We start from the raw sequence: 18,493 nt of genomic DNA, 5'->3' as shown, positions 1-18,493 counted from the left end.
TATCCAGTCGTGGCGGGAACTGCCGCAGGCGGGCACAAGATCACACCGAACCGCCCGAACCGCCCCCGACGGCGGCATCCGAGGACGGCTCGCCCTCCGTCTTCTCCGGCGGCTGGAACCCGGACAGATCGCCGCCGGTGTCGTTGAGGCGCAGGACGAAGGAGCGCAGCGGGGTGTACCGGATGACGGTCACGGACGCGGGCTCGACCGCGAGGCGCTGGAACAGGTCCAGGTGCATGCCGAGCGCGTCCGCCGCGATCGCCTTGATGATGTCGCCGTGGCTGCAGGCGAGCCACACCGCCTCCGGGCCGTGCGAGGCGGCGATGCGCGCATCCCAGGAACGGACCGCGGCGATCGCCCGGGCCGACATGGCGGCCATCGACTCCGCGCCGGGGCCGGGGAAGACGGCCGCGGAGGGGTGGGCCTGCACCGTCGCCCACAGCGGCTCCTTGGCCAGCTCCTTGAGCGGGCGGCCGGTCCAGTCGCCGTAGCGGCACTCGATGATGCCCTCGTCCTCGACCACGTCGGTCATGTCGGGCAGCGCGAGGGACAGGGTCTCCCGGCAGCGCGGCAGCGGGCTGCTGACGACGGCGGCGAGGGGGAGCTTGGCCGCGGCGAGTCGCTCGCCGACGGCGACGGCCTGGGCCCGGCCGACCTCGTCCAGCGCGACGGGCTGGTGCCCGGCGAGGACCCCGGTCGCGTTGGTCGTGGTCCGGCCGTGGCGCAGCAGCAGCACGGTCGTCACGAGCTCAGTCCCGCCCGCTCCCACGCCTCGGCGAGCTGGCGGATGACGCCGATCGAGTAGTCGGCGTCGCCGAACACGATGGTGGAGATCTCCGTCACGCCGGCCTCCTGATACGCCTGCAGCCGCTCCGCCACGCGCTCGACGGGCCCGAGCAGCGAGGTGCGGTCGATGAACTCCAACGGTACGGCGGCGGCCGCGTCCCGGTGGCGCTTGGCGAGATAGAGGTCCTGGACCTCCTTGGCCGCCTCGCCGTAGCCCATCCGGGTGGCGAGGGCGTTGTAGAAGTTCTGCTCCCGCGAGCCCATGCCGCCGACGTAGAGGGCCGCGTAGGGGCGCACGAGCTCGGCGCACATCGCGACGTCGTCGCCGAAGACCACCGGTACCGACACCGCCACCTCGAAGCCGTCCATCGTCTTGCCGGCCTTGGCCCGGCCCGCGGCGATCGAGCCCAGCGACTCGCCCGCGTATTCCGGGGAGAAGAAGATGGCCAGCCAGCCGTCGGCGATCTCGCCGGCCAGCTCGAGGTTCTTGGGGCCGACGGCGGCGAGGTAGACCGGCACGTGGTCGCGGACCGGATGCAGGATGAGCTTGAGCGCCTTGCCGGGGCCGTCGGGCAGCGGCAGCGTGTAGAACTCGCCGTCGTAGTCGACGACCTTGCGGGTCAGGGCGAGGTTGACGATGTCGACGTATTCGCGGGTGCGCTTGAGCGGCTTGGCGAACCGCACGCCGTGCCAGCCCTCGGAGACCTGGGGGCCCGACACGCCGAGGCCGAGGCGGAACCGGCCGCCGGAGAGCTTGTCGATCGTGGCGGCGGTCATCGCCGTCATGGCGGGGGTGCGGGCCGGAATCTGGAAGACGGCGGAGCCCAGCTCGATCCGCTCGGTCTGCCCGGCGATCCAGGCGAGCATGCTCGGCGCGTCGGAACCGTAGGCCTCCGCCACCCATACGCAGGAGAAACCGAGACGGTCGGCCTCCTGGGCGATGGCCAGGTGACCGGCCGGGTCGTTCCATGACGACAGGTAACCGAGGTTCAACGCAAGCCGCACTACTGCCTCCCAGAGGTCCCCCGTGCGACCCTGCACGGTGCCGCACCAGGGTAGCCCCTGCCGCCGACGTGGCCCGCCTCCGCTACGTTGGCGCCATCCGGCCGTATCGTTCCATGCATGCAACAGCGACCGCTCGGCCGTAGCGGGCTGGCGGTATCCCGGCTGGCCCTCGGCACGATGACGTGGGGCCGTGACACCGACGCCGACGACGCGGCGGCTCAGCTCAAGACGTTCCGCGACGCCGGCGGGACGCTGCTGGACACCGCGGACGTCTACGCCGACGGCGAGGCCGAGTCGGTCATCGGTGCCCTGGTGGGCCGGCTGGTACCGCGCGAGGAGCTGGTCATCGCGACCAAGGCGGGCCTGCGCCCGGGGATGACCCGCCGCCGGGACGGCTCCCGCGGCCACCTGCTGAGCGCCCTCGACACGTCCCTGCAGCGGCTCGGGACCGACCACGTCGATCTGTGGCAGGTGCACGGGTACGACCCCGACACGCCGCTGGAGGAGACGCTCTCGGCGATCGACACGGCGGTGAGCAGCGGCCGGGCCCGCTACGCCGGGGTGTCGAACTTCTCCGGCTGGCAGACCGCCCGGGCCGCGACCTGGCAGGCGGCGTGGCCGGGGCGGGCGCCGCTGGTGTCCACGCAGGTGGAGTACTCGCTGCTGGAGCGGGGCATCGAGCGCGAGGTCATCCCGGCCTGCTCGGCGCTGGGCATCGGCATCCTGCCCTGGTCGCCGCTGGGCCGCGGGGTGCTGACCGGCAAGTACCGCACCGGCGTGCCGGCCGACTCGCGGGCCGCGTCGCCGCACTTCGAGCGGTTCGTGGCCCCGTATCTCGACGACCGGTGCGCCGGGATCGTGGAGGCGGTCGCGACCGCGGCGGGCGGCCTCGGCGTGTCGCCGCTGGAGGTGGCCCTGGCGTGGGTGCGGGACCGGCCGGGCGTGGTCGCGCCGGTGCTCGGCGCGCGCACGGTCGGGCAGCTGCTCGGGGCGCTGCAGACCGAGGAGATCGTGCTGCCGCGGGAGATCCGGGCCGCGCTCGACGACGTGTCGGCGCCCACCTCCGGCTACCCGGAGCGGCAGACGTAGACCGAGCGAATACCCTGGTCGGACCATGCTGCGCCGACTGCTGACGCTGGCCGGCGTGCTGCTGCTCACCGCGTGTGACGCCGGCGCGCCCGTCAGCCACCCCGACGCCACGATGCCGACCCCGACCTGGGCGCCCGCGCCGTCCACGAGTCCCGCCGGGACGACGATGGCGGTGCCGGAGCGCCCGACCGGGGTCGCGATCGGCACGACCGTGGCCGCGATTTCCGAAAACGCCGCATTTGTACTGCCTGAGGCCGCCCGATCCCCCGTCGCCGGACCACCCCGGGGCGTGGTGAGCGTCGCCGGCGGGTTCCGCGTGGTCGCCGGGTCCGCGGTGCACAACCTGCCGGGCGGGGCGACGTGGGCGCTGCCGGGCGTGGGCGGGGCGATCGCCGTGCCCCGCGACGCCGACTGGACCGCCGTCGCGCTGCCCGACCGCGGCGATGTGATCATCCTCTCGGCCGCCGGGGAGGTGCTGCGCACCATCGGCACCGGCGGGCGCCCGGCCGCCCTGGCCGCGGACGGCTCCCGCATCGCCGTGCTCGACACGTCGCAGTCCTCGATCACCGTGTTCGACGCCGCGACCGGCGCGCGGCAGGAGGCGCTGCGGGCCGGGGACGGGGCCGTGACGGTCGCGGCCGTCGGCGGCGGGCGGTTCGCGGTGATCGACGCGCGCGACGGGGAGCTGCTGGTCTTCGACACCGGGCCGCTGATCCTGCGCCAGCGCTACCCGGTGAAGGGCGGGGCGTGGGCGGCCGCGTACGACGAGAACCGGGGTGTGCTCTGGGTGACGCTCACGGCCCGTAACGAGGTGGTGGGCTTTCACCTCGGGGGTGGGACGCCTCGGGAGGTCGGGCGGCATCCGACGGTACGGCTGCCGCTGGCTCTTGCCGTCGACCCGGCCTCCGGGGCGCTGGCCGTCGCCGGGTCGGACGGCACCGGGGCGCAAGGGCTGGTGCAGCGCATTGCGGCGTAGCAGTATCGGTGCATGGACTACGAGTACGTGCCGCTGCGGTTGCCGTCGAATGTCGACCGGATGACCGCTAACGCACAGCTGACGATCCAGGCCGAGTACGGCGGCTGGGAGCTGGCGCGGGTCCGGCTCTACCCGGACGGCTCCCGCCAGGTGATGCTCCGCCGCCGTGTCACCAACACCACGCTCCCCGGGCTCAGCACGTAGTTGAACGCCGGCGTTCCGCATTCGCACGACGGAACGTAACGTTGTCAATGCTTGCTGCTGTGTGCGGGGTACGCCAGACTCACCCCGTGCTGCTGGTCTCGGTCACGCTCAGTGCCGCCGCGCTGGCCGCGGCCCTCGCCGGGCTCCTGCCCGCCGGGCTCGCGCTCGCCGTCGCCGGACTCGTCGCCGCCGCCCGCGCCGCCACCCTGCTGCTGCGCAGCGACACCGCCGCCTGGCACCGCCCGGTCTCCGCCGGCCTCGGCTTCTGCGGCGTGTCGACCGCCGCCGCCGGCATCGCCTCCGTGGCCGCCCCCGGCGCCATGCTCTCCGACGTGCCGCTGCCCGCCGAGCTGCCGCTCATCGGCCTGTTCTTCGTCGCCGGCACGCTGCTCGCCGGGCTGTTCCACCTGCCCGGGCAGGCCGCCACCTACGTCGGCCGGGTCCGGCGCCTGCTCGACGGCGTCGGCATCGGGGTCATCCTGTTCTTCATCGCCTGGCTCGTCGTCTTCGAGGCCGCCGGGCTCAAGGGCGCCGCCCTCACCGCCACGCTCGTGGCCGCCGTCGCCGTCGGCGCCGCCGTCGTGGGCACCATGCGCGCCGCGACCGTCCAGCCCGGCGCGCTGCTGCGCGGCCTCGGCGCCCTGATCATGATCGTCGCGCAGACGGCGCTCGTGCTGATCCTCGACTACCACCTCGAGCCCGGCTGGCTGCTGCTCGCCGGCGTGCCGCTCGTCGCCGGCCCGCTGCTCGCCGGCCGGGAGCTGCCGCCGGGCCCGGCCGAGTCCGGTGCGCCGACGACGGACGGGAGTTTCGCGCGGTACCCGCTGCTGGCCCTCCCGCTCGCCGGCGCGCTCGTCGCCGCCGCCTACCACCTCGTCGTCGCCGGCCGCTTCGACACCGTCTCGGCGGTCCTGGCCATCGTGGGTGTCGTGATCATCGCGGTGCGGGAGGCGCTCGCGGTCGCGGATGTGCGGCAGTACGCGCGCTGGCTCGCCGAACGCGAGGCCCGCTTCCGCGCCCTCGTGGCCGGCTCCGCCGACGTGACCATGATGCTCGACGACGCCCTGGTCGTGCGCTGGCAGTCCCCCGCCGCCGCGCGCCGCCTCGGCCTCGCCGACGCCGATGTCGTCGACCGGCCCCTGCTCGACCGCGTCCACCCCGACGAGGCCGCGGCCGTGGCCGCGGCCCTCGCCGGCGGCGACACGCTCATCGAGGCCCGCATCGGCGACGGCTTCGGCATCTGGCGCGAGACCGAGTGGAGCGTCAGCGACCAGCGCTCCGACCCGTCCGTGCGCGCCGTCGTCGTGCACGTGCGCGACATCAGCCGGCGCCGCCAGCTCGAGCACGCCCTGCACCAGGCGGCCCGCACCGACCATCTCACGGGCCTGGCGAACCGCACCGAGCTGCGGCGCCTGCTGGCCGAGCGCACCACGCCCGGCGTGCTCGTCGTGCTGGGCCTCGACGGGCTCGGCAGCGTCAACCAGCTGCGCGGTCACGAGATCGGCGACGCGGTGCTCGTCGAGGCCGCCCGCCGCCTGCGCGCCGCCCTGGCCCCCGGCGAGGTCGCGGCCCGCCTGACGAGCGACCAGTTCGCGGTGCTGACGGCCGGCGGCGCCGTCCACGCCCAGATGACCGCGAGCCGCCTGCTCACGCTGCTGTCGGACCCGTACCCGGTGCTGGGCGTCGCCTCGCACCTGTCCGCGTCGGCCGGCCTTGCCGAGCACATCACCGCCGAGCACGTCACCGCCGAGCACGTCGCCGCCGGGCACACCGCCGACGCCGGCGGCCGTGCCCTGAGCCGCGCCGAGCTCGCCCTGCAACGGGCCCGGCAGCTCGGCCCGGCCCAGCCGCCGCAGTGGTACGACGAGGCGACCGCCGCCCAGCTGCGCCGCCGGCTCACCATCGAGCAGGACCTGCCGGGCGCCCTCGCCCGCGGCGAGCTCGACCTGCTCTTCCAGCCCGTCGTCGAGCTCCCGTCCGGCCGCGTGGTCGGCGTCGAGGCCCGGCCCCGCTGGCGCCGCGACGGCCTCGGCCCGGTCACCGACGCCGAGTTCCTGCCCGTCGCCGACCAGCTGGGCCTGCACCACGAGCTCGGCGCCTGGCTGCTCGCGGCCGCGGGCCGCCAGCTCGGCCACCGCGACGGTGGCGGCCCGCCCCTGTGGCTGGCCGTGCCGGTCTCCCCCGCCCTGCTCGCCGCCGACGGCTTCGCGGACCTGCTCGCGGCCACCGGCATCCCGCCGTCGCGCCTCGTGGTCCAGTTCACCGTCCCGGAGCCGGAGCTGCCGGACCTCGTCGACCGCCTGACCGCGATCCGGACCCTGGGCGCCCGCACCGCCCTGGACGGCTTCGGCGTGCCCGCGACGACGCTGAGCCTGCTGCGCCGCCTGCCGCTGGACCTGGTACGCGTCGACCGGCGCACCTTCGCGGGCGCGGAGACCCCGGTGGTGGCCGCGGTGGTGAACCTGGCGCGGCAGCTGGGCGTGGAGGTGGCCGTGGACGGCGTACGCGACGACGCGGAGCTGGCCACGATCACCGCCGCGGGCTGCCGGTTGGCCCAGGGCTCCCTGTTCTGCGCTCCCTCGGTCCCGGAGCGCCTCGAGGCCTACCTCGACACCCGCCGCACCGTCCGCTAGCCCCGAGCCGGCGGTTTGGCCGGCGGTTTGGCCGGCGGTTTGGTCGGGGCCAGGCGCAGCACCGCCGCGAACTCGGGGGTCAGCCGGTGCGCGACGAGCTCGCCGCCGTCGCCGAACACCGGGCGGACGACCGCCGGGACCGGGATCGTGCGGCCCTCGGTGAGGCGCAGGAAGTCGATGTACGCGGCGATGAGCGCCGACAGGCCCGGCCCGTCGGCCGGCGTGACGACCACGGTGTCGTCGCTCGCCGCGGCTTCCCGCACGGCCGCGGCGACCTCGGGATCCACGCGCTCGATCACCCGGATCAGCGCCAGCGCCGCGTCGGCGGTCAGCGCGGCGGGGGCCGTGCTGCGGTCCCGCTCGGCGTCCTGCACCGAGGCGGGGCTCACCTCGATGTCCAGGGCGGCGGAGCGGGAGAGCAGGTCCCGCACGCGCAGCAGGTGCAGCCGGCGGCCGCTGAGATCGAAGAACTCCTTGACCAGCTCCGGCCGCGGGCCGACGAACTCGGACCGGTGCCGCCACCACCAGTCCTCCTTCTCGTCGTTGGTGACGATCACGAGGTCCAGGCCGCGCTCCCGCGCCGCCTCGCAGGACTGCCGGAAAATGAGGAAGTCGCCCGTGGCGCCCTCGGGGTGGGCGGTCTTGTCGGCGTCCAGGTATCCGGGCGGCCGCCGCTCGGCGACCCGCCGCGTGCCCTCGGCGACGAGCTCCGACCAGCGCTGCTCGCCGGGGTGTGGCAGCACCCGGCCGGCGAGGAGCACGAGTAGCCGCCGCATCACCGGGTCCTGCTCGACCGGGGTGGCGGCCTGCACGCGGCCGGTCTCGGTCCGCACGATCGCGATGTCGAGGTCGTCGAAGAGCTCCTCGATCGCCTGCTCGTGCCGGCGCAGGTCGGCGTCGTCGAGCGCGACGGTGCGCGCCCACCGCCGCATCGCCTCGGCCGCGGCGGCCCGGCTCTTCCCGAGCTCCTCGCGGGTCTCGCGGGCCACGCCGGACGGGTTGCCGATGGCGCTGATCCGGTTGCGGTGGAACTCGCGCAGGGCCTGGTGCGGCACGACCAGCCGGTCCCCGAGCCGCTCGAGGACCGCGAGGAGGTCCTCGGTCGTGCGGCGGTTGTAGCGGTACAGGCTCAGCAGCACGTTGGCGTCGACCGCGACGAGCGCGGACTTGAGGGCCTGGTCCTTGTCGGCGTCGCCGACGATCCGGTAGCCCTCGAAGCCGTCGAAGAGTCCATGCATCGACGGCCACAATATCCTCGGCACCCGGCGCATCGCGCATCGGCGGCCGGCCGATCGGCCACGATCATTGCGGAACGCATGCGCCGAACGGGTGGTCCGACTCGCCCGAGCGACCTCCTGCGTTGGCCGCGGTCATTACCGTAGGCTCACGGAAACCGGCTTCCCGCGTCAGCCCCGGCGACGAGGAGTGTCATGAAGATCAGCCCCCGTCACGAACTCCTCGACGTGTGGCGGGCGGTGGCCGGGGAATCCATGCGCGACGGCCAATGGGTCTGGGGCGGGCGGGCCGGGCGCAACTGCGTGCACGACGCGGAGCAGCTGTTGTGCATCATGGCGCCGGCCGCCGCGCTGCGCACCTTCGCCCTCGACCGGCCCGACGAGACGGTCGACGACATCGCCGACGCGCTGCGGCCCCTCGGCGACGTGATCAGGATTCCGCGGATGCTGCTCGAGGTCGCCGCCGAATACCTGACGACGTACACCGACGAGGCCGGGCAACCGGCGTTCGGCGGCGGTTCGTACTTCCGCGCCCTGCCGGAGGGCGCCGGGGAGTCGAGCGAGCCGACCGAGGAGCAGCGCGCCGTCGACACCGTCGGCGCCTACGCCGTCTCCGTCCGGCTGACCCTGGCCGTGCTGGGCTTCACCCGTGTCTTCCGCCGCTCCGTGAACCGGCCGGACGTGCGGGAGCAGATCGCCCGCACCGAGCGGCTGGCGAGCCTGCGGCTCACCGCGGCGCTGGTCGGCCTGCTGCGCAGCTTCTCCGTCTCCGTCTTCCCGGCGGACTCCCCGCACGGCCGGGTCCTCATGGACGTCGTCAACCAGGCCAAGCTCCCGGACCGGCGGATCCACGCGCTGCTGCAGGACCGGCTGGTCGACATCCGCGCCGTCCTGCGCGACATCTGGCTGGGCCCCTACATGGACGAGCTCGACAACCCGAACATGCTCTTCGAGTGCGGCTGGTCGTGGGGCGTGCCGACGTCGGCGCCGCCGCAGGCGGACGTCGACCCGCTCGTCGGGCAGCCCGAAGGGGTGGCCGTCGATGCACCCAACCTCGCCGCCACCGCCGTCGTGCTCGACGCGCTGCAGGAGCTGTGGTCGGACCGCACCCGCCTGCTCGGTCTCCTCTTCGACGACCAGCAGCGTCTGGCCAGTGCCCTGCAGCTGCGCTGGGACATCACGCAACGGTACTGGACCCGGATCGCCTGCTTCGGTGATCGCCGCTGGCCCCTCGAGGACGTGCCGTGGCGAGCCTCCGACGGCATCGAGTCCGACTATCTCAGCCTGCTGGTGTGCTCCATCGTCATCCAGGACCTGCAGCGCAAGCCGGACGCGGAGGCCGCGAACCGGATCGCCGGCGTGCTGGCCGAGCTCGCCGGGCGGGCCCGGCTCACCCGCCGCGTCGGCCCCGGCGAGTGGATGACCCTGCACCATCCGGGGTTCCCGCTGCCGCTGGCGGGCTCCGAGGACTCGGGCGGGCCACGGCTCGTCTGGGACCTGTTCGACTTCGCCCCGCAGCTGCTCAAGCAGGCGGTGCTGGTCGGCGGGGCCGGGCCGGACATCGCGCTGCGGCTGCGGGTCGCCGACCTCGTGGACGAGGTCTGGGGTGAGCACATCCTGCGCCGGCGGCTGCGGCCCGGGCTCTGGGACCAGCCGGCCGGCGTCTACGACGAGTTCGCCTACCGGGCCGAGGAGCCGTTCTGGAGCTTCACCGAGCGCGTCGTCAGCGCGCTGATCAGCGTGGCGCAGCTGGTCGCCGGCCCACCCCTGCGCAGCGGCGGGCTCGCGGTCGCGGCCGCCGACCTGCTGGCCGAGGCCGACCACGTCTACGACCAGGAGCTCTTCTACGGCTCGACCCGGCCCGGCCCGCATCTGGAGCGGCACCTCACGAAGATCCGGGCGACCCTCGACCAGGCGCACGAGCGCTACGAGGAACGGCCCGGCACCGCGCTCGTGCTCGCCATGGCGGCGCTGCAGGACCTCGCCCAGCTCGACGCCGCCCGCCGGCACGACACCGGCTGGGGGGACTGAGTGCTGGCCTTCGCCTGCGCGGTGGACGGCGGCTCCGGCCGCTCCGTCACCGGCGCCAACCTGCTGTTCCGCAGTGCCCTGCAGGGCCGCGACGTCTGCTACCTCGACCTCGACCCGCCCACGGCGCGCGCGCTCTTCCGGGTGGAGGAGCCGCTGGGCGGTATCGACGACTCCGTCCACGAATACCTCGAAAGCCGGGTGGCCGAGCCGCGGCGGATCGACGTCTGGAGCGAGTCGGAGCGCGAGACGTTACGACGGCCGGATCGGGGCACCGGGCGCATGGTGCTGCTGCCCGGCGGCCGCGCCGACGACGTCACCGCCGACCCGCGGACGATCGACCGCTTCGCCGTTCTGCTGCTGCGCCTCGAGGAGGAGTTCGACACCACCCTCGTGAGTCTTCCCGCCGGTCGCTGCCACAGCCTCGACATGGCACTGGCGGCCACCGCCGGGCCCCAGCTGCACCGGGTCGAGGCCCGGTGGCTGGTCTTCCACCGTTGGACCCGCCAGCACGTCGTGAACACCAGCGACTTCGTGCACGGCGACCGCGGGCTGCTGCACATCGGCGTCGCGCGCGGTCACGACCGCGACGCCTTGCTGCAGGCGACGCGGATGGTCCGCACCGGGGTGACCGAGCCGAGCGGGCCCGAGCTCGCGGGGCTGCGGCCGGCCCAGATCGCCTGGCTGCAGGGCGCCAACGAGAACCTGCAGCGCTTCGCCAGCCGCCGGGGCATCGGGCGGGTCAACCTGCTCGGGGCGGTCCCGCACGACCCCGTGCTGCAGTGGCGCGAGCAGATCATCACCGATGACGACGTGAACCTCACCGGCGTGGCCAACCAGGCGACCGTGGACGCGTTCACGCTGCTGGCCGGGCGCCTGGCCGACGACGAGGTCTGGGCGGGCCTGTGAGCCGGCGCCTGGTCAGCATCGCCGTGTCGCGCTTCTCCGGGGGGCTCGACGACCTGCCGTTCGCCGCGCCCGCGGCCGCGAGCCTCACGGACGCGGCCGCGGCGCACGGGTACACCACCGTGTCCGACGGGACCGACCCGACCGCCGCCGAGCTCGCCCGGACCGTGCTCGCCGCCCTCGACGGGGCCACCGGCGAGGACGTGCTGATCGTGCACGTGGTCAGCCACGGGCGCGCGCACGGCGGGTCGGTGCAGGTGTACGGCTCCGACGGCAGGGCCAACTCGGGCACGAGCCTGGACAGCTGGATGGCCGACGCGACCGGGACCGACGAGCACGAGGACCCCTGGCGACGCACCGACGAGGCCGGGACGCGGCCCTGGACGCTGTTCCTGGTAGACGTCTGCGGCGCCGGGCGGGCCGCGCGCGTGCAGTGGGAGTTCGACATCGCCGATGCCCAGCGACGGGCCTGGGTGATCGCCGGATGCCTGCCGGAGCGCCAGGGCTTCGGGGCGCGGTTCACCCGGGCCACGGCCGCCGTGCTCGCCGACATCGGCCGGCTCGACATCCATCCCTCGATCCGGCACGTGCCGCTGGACCGCGTCGCGCAGGAGATCCGCGACGAGGTCGACCGGCTCGTCGCCGCCGAGGACGGCCTCACCCAGACGGTCGTGGCGACCCGGGTGGACATCGCCTCCCGGGTCGCGTGGCCGCCGTTCTTCGACAACCCGCACTACCGGCCGACCGTCGCCGGCCTGGTCCGCGACGACCTGCGCGAGTTCGCCACCGCCGTCGAGGACCTCTTCGACGCCTGGCACTTCATGTCCCGCGCCTCGGGGCACCCGCCGAACGAGGCCCGGCCGATCGCCTCCGGCGGCACCTACCGCGGGCGCGGGCGGCAGCTGCGAGCGCTGAGCGCCTACCTGGAGGGCCGCGCCGGCCGGACCAACCTGCACCTGGTCACCGGCACGCCCGGGGTCGGCAAGTCCGCGCTGCTGGGCATGCTCGTCTGCGCCGCCCACCCGGTGCTGGCCGGCAAGACCCGCGAGCTGTGGTGGGCCCGCCGCGACGACCTCCCCGGCGTCGTGGCCGATCTCGCCGCCGTGCACGCCTACGAGCAGGACATCGTCGCCGTCCTCGGCCAGGCCGCGGCCCAGCTCGAGCTGCCGGACGCGCACCGGGCCTGGACCGTGGCCGAGTTCGTGGCCGCGATCCGCCACCGGCACCGGCCGCCGGTCCTCGTCGTCGACGCAGTCGACGAGGCCGTCGACCCGGCGGCGCTCTCGCGCGCCCTGCGCGATCTCGCCGACGCCACCCGCGGCGACGGCACCCCGGCGGCCCGGCTGCTCGTCGGCGCCCGCAGCGGACGGCACTGGCGGATGACCCAGCCGCTGCTGGAGCGCGCCGAGGCCGGTGGCGAGCTGACCGACCTGGACGACGAGCCCCGCGACCAGCTCGAGCGTGACCTGAGCGCGTACGTCGACGACCTGCTCCGGGCCCACCCCGGATACCGGGTCGACGGCCGCCACGACGTGCGCCGCATCCTCGGCGCGGGCATCGCCGAACGGCTGGCCGCGCCCGTCGCCGACGAGACGCAGCCGCGCTGGGGCGAGTTCCTCGTCGCCGGGCTCTTCGTCAACTACCTGTCCCGGCTCCCGCCGCCGCCCGGACCGGCCGCCGCCGCGGCCGTCGTCGAGATGGTCCCGCGCACGCTGCCCGGCGTGCTGGAGCTCGACCTGGCCGCGCCCGAGCACCCGTGGTTCCACCCGACGCTCGTCACCCTGGCGCACAGTTTCGGGGCCGGCATGCCGCGGCGCATCGTCGAGGCCTGCGCCGGCGTCTTCGCCCCGGCCGAGGCCGGCCCCGCGTCGCGGCGGGACATCACCGACGCGCTGGAGCGCGGCCGGTTCTACCTGCGCCGCGACGTCGACAGCCGCGGCACGACGCTGTACCGGCTGTTCCACAAGGCCCTCACCGAGCACCTGCAGCGCGGCAACGGCACGAGCGCGGCGGCCGGACCGGGTCCGCGGCCGGCCCACGCGGCGCTGCTGCGCCGCCTGATCGCCACGGTGCCGGCCGGCGGTGGCTGGGCCGCCGCCGACCCGTACGTGCTGCGCCACGCGCTCGACCACGCCGCCGCGGCCGGGGAGGCCGACCTGCTGCTCGCGGACGCCGACTTCATGGTCCACGCCGACCCGGACGTCGTCGCCCGGCATCTGCACCGCGCGGCCACGCCGGCGGGCGCGACCATGGCGACCGTGTACCGCACGTCCTACTGGCGGCACCGCCAGCTCGCCGACCGCCCGGACATCCGCCACGCGTTGCTGCTGTTCGACGCGGTCCGGCACGGCCGGGCCGACCTGACCGACCGGCTCGCCGCCGCGGGGGTGCCCGGGCGGCTGGGGCAGTGGCGGCCCGTGTGGGCGACCGCCACGACGATCAACTCGGCGCTGCGGCACACGCTCGTCGGGCACACCGCCGCCGTACGGCACGTCGCCTGTCACCGCACCGCCGAGGACGCCGACGTCGTGGTGACCGCCGGCGCCGACGGCACCGTGCGGGTCTGGGACGCCGACGACGGCGGCCTGCGCCATGTGCTCGCCGCGCCGGGCCGGACCCCGGTCACCGGGCTGTCGCTCGCGCGGGTCGACGGCGAGGACGTCGTGCTCATGGCCGCCGGCGCCGAGGCGCTGGTGTGGCGCATCGCGGACGGCACGCTGCGCGGCGTGCTGAGCGGCCATCGCCACCCCCTCGTCGCGGTGGCCGTCACGACCCTGCCGGACGGCACCCCCGTCGCCGTCACGGCCGACTCGGTCGAGGGCCTGCGGACCTGGGACCTGTCCACCGGGACGCTCCGCCACGTCCTGGACGATCGCGGAGGGGCCGGCGTGCTGGCCCTCGCGGCCGTGCACGGCGAGCCGCTGATCCTGGCCGCGTCGACGGTGGACGGCACGATCCAGGTCCGGGACCTGGCCGGCGGCGGCGACCACGGCCGGCCCGAGCGCGGGCACGACCGGACCGTCCGCGCGATCGCGGGCCGGCGGGGCCGGCCGCTCGCGGTGAGCGCCGCGGTCGACGGCTCGGTGGCGGCCTGGGTCACCGATCCCCTGCGCCCGCTCAAGCTCGAGGCCGGGCGCAGCTCCGCGGTGGCGGCCGTCTGCCTCGGCGACGGCCCCGGCGCGGTGGCCGTCACCGCGCACACCGACGGCAACGCCCGGGTGTGGTCGCTCGACACCGATCGCCCCGACTTCCCCACGAAGCCGTCCGCGGTGCTGGCCGGGAGCACCGACCTGCTCCAGGCCGTCTCCGGGCTGGAGCTGGAGGACGGGACGCTCCTCGCGGTGGCCGGCGGCGCCGACGGGACCGCGCGCGTCTGGGACCTCGACACCGGCGACGTCCGGCACGTGCTGACCGGGCACACCGGCGGGGTGACCGCGATCGACTGCGCGCGGCTCGCCGACGGACGAGGTGTCGCCGTGACGGCCGCCGCCGACGGGACCGCGCGCGTGTGGGACCTGGCGGGCCGGCACCGCGAGGTCATGCCGGGGTCGGCCGGGCCGGTCACCGTGATCGAGTGGTGCCTGCTGGCCGACGGGACCGCCGTGGTGGCCGGTGCCGGAGGCGATGCGACGGTCCGGCTGTGGAACGCCCGCAGCGGCGAGGCGATCGCGTCGCTACCGGGGCACGAGGACACCGTCACCGCCGTCGCGTTCGCCCGCCTCGGCGAGGCGACGATCGCGGTGACCGTCGGCGCCGACGGCACGTACCGGACCTGGGACGTGCCCTCCGGAAGGCCCCGGCACGTCTTCCGCGCCCGGTCCGGCCGGCGGGCGTTGCCGCTGGTCCACCGCCGCGCCGACGGCACCGGCCTGCTCGTCGTCACCACGCCGGCGCTGACCTTGGAACTGTTCGACCTCGCCGACGGCTCGTCGCGCGGCACCCCCGGCCGCTATCTCGCCCCCGAGGCGCCGTTCGCCGCGCTCACCCTCGCCGACGGCGCCGAGGTCGCCGTCGCCCAGTCCCGCGACGGGCGCGCGCAGGCCTGGAGTCTCGAGGACGGCGGCCGGATCCCGGTGCCGGGGCTGACCGGGCTGCCCCTCGGCGGTGCGACCTGGCGGGCCGGCGGCATGTCGCTCGCGGCGATCCCCGCCGGGCGCGACCTCGGCCTCGTGCTGATCCGCGACGGCACGGCCGAGCGGCACACGCTGCCCCGCGCCTCGCGCGACGCGGTCCTGTCCTGCGGTGTCACCACGGGCGGGCGGCCGCTGGTCCTGCTCGCCGACGGCCCGGGCGTCACCACCTGGTGGCTCGACACGCGCACCGCCGAGCGGATCCCGGTGCCGTCGGGCGAAACGGTCGCCGCGGCGGCGCACACCGTCGTCGACGGGCGCGACGCGGTGGCCATCGCCGCCGGCAACGCGCTGCACGTCGCCGCGCTCGCGGGCGACACCGCCGCGCAGACGCTGGTGCTGCCCGAGCCCGTGCACACGGTCACCGCCGGCCCGGACGGCTCGCTGCTCGCGGGCTTCGGCCAGGACCTGTGCCGGCTCGTCCGGATCCACGACCGACCGACGGCGGAGGGGTGAACGGCGATGCGGATGCAGCCGACCGATGAGCTGCTGGCGATCTGGCGCGAGGTCATCAGGAACTCGTACCGGGGCGGTTTCGACTTCGACTGGCGCTGGGGCGGGCGCGGGGACTCCAACTCCATCAGCGACGCCGAGCAGCTGCTGTGCCTGCTGTACCCGGCGACGCAGGTGGCCGGCATGGCGCTGGACAGCCCCGACGAGACCACCGACGGGGTGCTGCAGGCCGTCCAGCGCATCGGCGACTCCCGCGAGGTCCCGCGCCGCCTGACCACCGTCATGCGGGAGTACTTCGGCCGCCACACCGACCCGGGCACCGGCCAGGCGCTGTTCGGCGGCGACGGGTACCTGGAGGCCGCCGAGCCCGGGGAGGCGGTGACGCCGCGGCAGAAGTCCATGGACCTGGTGTCCTCCTACTCGATCTCGGTCACCCTGTGCCTGGCCGTCATCGGCTTCGTGCGGGTCTTCCGCCAGCACGTCCGGCGCAACGTCCTGCAGCAGGATCTCGAGGACCTGGAGAACCTGGCGTCGCGACGGCTCTCCGCGGCCATGGTGGGCCTGCTGCGCAGCTTCGTCGTCGACGCCTTCGACGACGACTCGCCCGCGGGCGACGTGATGCTGGGCCGGACCAACCAGACCGCCCTGCCCCGGCGCCGGCTCCTCGAGCGGCTCCGCCTCGAGCTGCAGGACACCGCGGCCACGTTGCGCGACTTCAGGATCGGGTCGGGCGCGATCACCGACGAGGCCGCGACGAAGCTGTTCGAGTGCGGCTGGAGCTGGGGCGTCGTGCGGGACGCCCCGACCGTGCCCACCAGCGATCCGGTCGAGATCCAGCCCGACGGCGTGGCCGAGGACGAACCCTATCTGGTGTTCACCGTCGAGGCGATGCAGGCGATCGACGAGCTCGCCTCGGAACGGACCCGCCTGCTCGGCCTGCTCAACGACGAGCAGCAGCGGCTCGCGCAGGAGCTGCGCCGGCGCGGCGACGTCACCCGCGCGTTCTGGAGCACGATGGCGACCTTCGGCGACGGCGCCTGGCCGATCGAGGACGTGCCGTGGCGCACGAGCGACGGGTCCGAGTCCGACTACTTCACCGTGATGGTCGCCTGGCTGACGATCGGCGGCGTCGGTGCCCCGGCGACGCCGAACGGCTGGGCGCGGTTCGGCGCGGTGCTGTCGGAGCTGGCGACCCGTGGCCGGATCAACCGCAGGGCGATGGCCGGCGACTCCGCCCTGGTCCACCATCATCCCGGTTTCGTGGTGCGCCTCCCGGGCGCCGAGACCATCGGCCCCGAGGTCGGGCTGGCCTTCAACGACTACGCGCCGCTGCTGCTGGAGTGCACCGCCCGGGTCGCCGGCGAGACGCAGACCACCGAGCAGCGCCAGCGCCATCTCGACCTGGCCGACGCGATCTGGTCGCACCTGAGCCGGCGCCGCCACGCGGGGCTGATGCGGCTGTGGGACCAGCCGAACCAGGTCTTCGCCGAGCTGCCGGAGCTCGCCGGGCCGTCGTGGTTCTACACCGCCCGGGTCGTGCGCGCCCTGGTGGTGACGGCCGGCAGCCTGACCGACCCGCCACCGCCGAGCGAGCGGCTCACCGAATACGCGGCGGACCTGCTCGCCGAGGCCGAGCGCATGTTCGACCAGGAGATGCTGCGGGCCTCGACCCGCACCCCGGGCGACGTCATGCGGCACGACTTCGACGGCACCCGCAACGGGCTGCGGCGCGCCCGGGAGATCTTCAACGACCACCCCGGTGCCGCCACGGCGCTGATCCTCGACGCCATGCGCCGGCTCGACGCGCTCGGCGTCGCCCGGATGAACGCCGAATCCGACTGACACCACGCCGTCCCCGAGCCGCCCCGGGAGGGAACCCGATGCCGGACCAACGCCGCGTGCTCACCGTGCACGGCATCTCGAACCTACGCGGCGCGCTGAGCCCGCCGGAGGCCGCCACCGCGATGGCCGGGGAGCTGCGGCCCCGGCTCGCCGAGGGCTACCGCGCCGCGGGCCTGGGGCACGTGCCCGTGCCGGAGCTCGCCGCGGCCTACTACGCCCATCTGCTCGATCAGGGTGCGCAGTCGGCCGGCGTACCGCTGGAGGCCCTGGAGCCCCCGGAGCGGGCGATGCTGTGGCAGTGGCTGCGGGAGCTCGGCGCACCGGCGGAGGTCGCACAGGGGCCGGCGACGGCGCCGCTGCGCGAGGCGATGGACTGGCTCGCCCGGCGGCGCAGCGTCGGCCCGCAGGCGCTCGCGCGGGTCATGACGGCGGTGCTGCGGGAGGTGTACGTGTACCTGACCCGGCCGGCCGTGCGCGCCCGGGTCCGGCAGGCCGTGGCCGGCGCCATCGAGCAGCACCGGCCGCGCGTGCTCGTCGCGCACTCGCTCGGCACCGTGGTGGCGTACGAGACGCTGCACGCCACCGGGGCCGAGGTCGACCTGCTGATCACGCTCGGCTCGCCGCTCGGGCTCCCCGGCGCCATCTTCGAGGCCCTCGAGCCGGAGCCGGCCGACGGGCGCGGCGGGCGACCGCCCGGCGTCGGCCGCTGGGTGAACATCGCCGACCCGGGCGACCTCGTCGCGGTGCCGAAGCGCCTCGGCGACCGTTTTCCGGTGGACCAGCACGAGGAGGCGTACCTCGGGGTCGTCGACTTCCACACCCTGGGCGGCTATCTCGCGTGCGGGCTGACGGCCGCGGCGATCATGCCCTACGCCGGCTGACTCAGATCAGGGCGGCGGTCAGCGGTCAGCACGCGGGCCAGGACGGCCGCGACGATGCGACGGGCACCTCGGCGTCGGCGAGCAGGACCGTGCCCTCGCCGATGCGGCGCTCCGGGTTGGGCGCTCCAGGCGCTGCGGCGCGCTGCGGGCGAGGTGGGCGGCGCCGCGGCCGGTGTGCAGGCGGGTCATGGACCGGGAGTGCGGGGCAGCCCCGGGCCGGTAATTTTCACGCGTTTGCGTCGGGTTCGGCGGGTCTGTGACGGCGCATGTTGACCCCGCTGTCGAAGCGCATCGACAGTGGCCGTGACAACGAACGGTCGGAAGA

General features: G+C 75.1%; 12 protein-coding genes. 9 read left to right on the top strand and 3 right to left on the bottom strand.

The features are described 5' to 3' along the window. Positions 1-40: 40 nt before the first annotated feature. Together AC6JBM_RS05425 and AC6JBM_RS05420 are read right to left on the bottom strand one after the other, a co-directional pair. Positions 41-745 (bottom strand): MSMEG_4193 family putative phosphomutase, encoded by a 705-nt coding sequence (locus AC6JBM_RS05425; RefSeq protein ID WP_497982522.1) that lies wholly within the window; start codon positions 743-745, stop codon positions 41-43. Then, positions 742-1,791 carry an LLM class F420-dependent oxidoreductase gene (locus tag AC6JBM_RS05420; RefSeq protein WP_350625721.1) on the bottom strand — a complete coding sequence of 350 codons (1,050 nt, stop codon included), beginning with the start codon at positions 1,789-1,791 and terminating at the stop codon, positions 742-744. The genes AC6JBM_RS05425 and AC6JBM_RS05420 overlap by 4 nt, the downstream gene beginning before the upstream one ends. Before the next feature lie 117 nt (positions 1,792-1,908). On the opposite strand from AC6JBM_RS05420, the gene AC6JBM_RS05415 reads away from it, so the two are divergent. From AC6JBM_RS05415 to AC6JBM_RS05400, 4 genes are all read left to right on the top strand, one after another. Beyond that, positions 1,909-2,880, top strand: coding sequence for an aldo/keto reductase (locus AC6JBM_RS05415; RefSeq protein WP_497982521.1), 972 nt, complete (start codon positions 1,909-1,911; stop codon positions 2,878-2,880). A 25-nt stretch (positions 2,881-2,905) separates the two neighbouring features. Then, positions 2,906-3,856: a YncE family protein gene (locus AC6JBM_RS05410; RefSeq protein WP_497982520.1), complete on the top strand. Its 951-nt coding sequence runs from the start codon at positions 2,906-2,908 to the stop codon at positions 3,854-3,856. Between the two features lie 12 nt (positions 3,857-3,868). Further along, on the top strand, positions 3,869-4,060 hold the full coding sequence (locus tag AC6JBM_RS05405; protein ID WP_350625727.1) for a DUF5703 family protein: 192 nt from the start codon (positions 3,869-3,871) through the stop codon (positions 4,058-4,060). Positions 4,061-4,146: 86 nt separating this feature from the next. Then, entirely contained in the window at positions 4,147-6,693 is a 2,547-nt protein-coding gene (locus AC6JBM_RS05400) for an EAL domain-containing protein (RefSeq protein ID WP_497982519.1), read from the top strand. Here the strand turns inward: AC6JBM_RS05400 and AC6JBM_RS05395 are convergent. After that, the gene (locus AC6JBM_RS05395) at positions 6,690-7,931 is read right to left on the bottom strand and encodes a PIN-like domain-containing protein (protein WP_497982518.1); all 1,242 of its coding nucleotides are present in this window, start codon (positions 7,929-7,931) and stop codon (positions 6,690-6,692) included. The two genes, AC6JBM_RS05400 and AC6JBM_RS05395, sit on opposite strands and share 4 nt — an antisense overlap. A 192-nt stretch (positions 7,932-8,123) precedes the next feature. Between AC6JBM_RS05395 and AC6JBM_RS05390 the strand changes: the two genes are divergently transcribed. The 5 genes from AC6JBM_RS05390 to AC6JBM_RS05370 are packed head-to-tail and all read left to right on the top strand — an operon-like array spanning position 8,124 to position 18,168. Next, a complete protein-coding gene (locus AC6JBM_RS05390) occupies positions 8,124-9,959 on the top strand; it encodes an SCO2524 family protein (RefSeq protein WP_497982517.1) in 1,836 nt (611 codons plus the stop codon). Further along, positions 9,960-10,865: an SCO2523 family variant P-loop protein gene (locus tag AC6JBM_RS05385; protein ID WP_497982516.1), complete on the top strand. Its 906-nt coding sequence runs from the start codon at positions 9,960-9,962 to the stop codon at positions 10,863-10,865. After that, positions 10,862-15,448, top strand: coding sequence for an AAA family ATPase (locus AC6JBM_RS05380; RefSeq protein WP_497982515.1), 4,587 nt, complete (start codon positions 10,862-10,864; stop codon positions 15,446-15,448). Before AC6JBM_RS05385 ends, AC6JBM_RS05380 begins: the two co-directional genes overlap by 4 nt. A 6-nt stretch (positions 15,449-15,454) precedes the next feature. Then, the gene (locus tag AC6JBM_RS05375) at positions 15,455-17,287 is read left to right on the top strand and encodes an SCO2524 family protein (RefSeq protein WP_497982514.1); all 1,833 of its coding nucleotides are present in this window, start codon (positions 15,455-15,457) and stop codon (positions 17,285-17,287) included. Between the two features lie 38 nt (positions 17,288-17,325). After that, positions 17,326-18,168 carry a hypothetical protein gene (locus AC6JBM_RS05370; protein WP_497982513.1) on the top strand — a complete coding sequence of 281 codons (843 nt, stop codon included), beginning with the start codon at positions 17,326-17,328 and terminating at the stop codon, positions 18,166-18,168. The last annotated feature ends 325 nt before the right edge of the window (positions 18,169-18,493 follow it).

This window comes from Dactylosporangium thailandense (assembly GCF_059739745.1).
Note: the sequence above shows the minus strand (reverse complement) of the source record. Positions and strands in the feature narration are given on the sequence as shown.

Coding starts and splice junctions, on each gene's coding strand:
- AC6JBM_RS05370 (WP_497982513.1), top strand. CDS start 17,326: ATGCCGGACCAACGCCGCGTGCTCACCGTGCACGGCATCTCGAACCTA.
- AC6JBM_RS05390 (WP_497982517.1), top strand. CDS start 8,124: ATGAAGATCAGCCCCCGTCACGAACTCCTCGACGTGTGGCGGGCGGTG.
- AC6JBM_RS05375 (WP_497982514.1), top strand. CDS start 15,455: ATGCGGATGCAGCCGACCGATGAGCTGCTGGCGATCTGGCGCGAGGTC.
- AC6JBM_RS05395 (WP_497982518.1), bottom strand. CDS start 7,931: ATGCATGGACTCTTCGACGGCTTCGAGGGCTACCGGATCGTCGGCGAC.
- AC6JBM_RS05415 (WP_497982521.1), top strand. CDS start 1,909: ATGCAACAGCGACCGCTCGGCCGTAGCGGGCTGGCGGTATCCCGGCTG.
- AC6JBM_RS05405 (WP_350625727.1), top strand. CDS start 3,869: ATGGACTACGAGTACGTGCCGCTGCGGTTGCCGTCGAATGTCGACCGG.
- AC6JBM_RS05410 (WP_497982520.1), top strand. CDS start 2,906: ATGCTGCGCCGACTGCTGACGCTGGCCGGCGTGCTGCTGCTCACCGCG.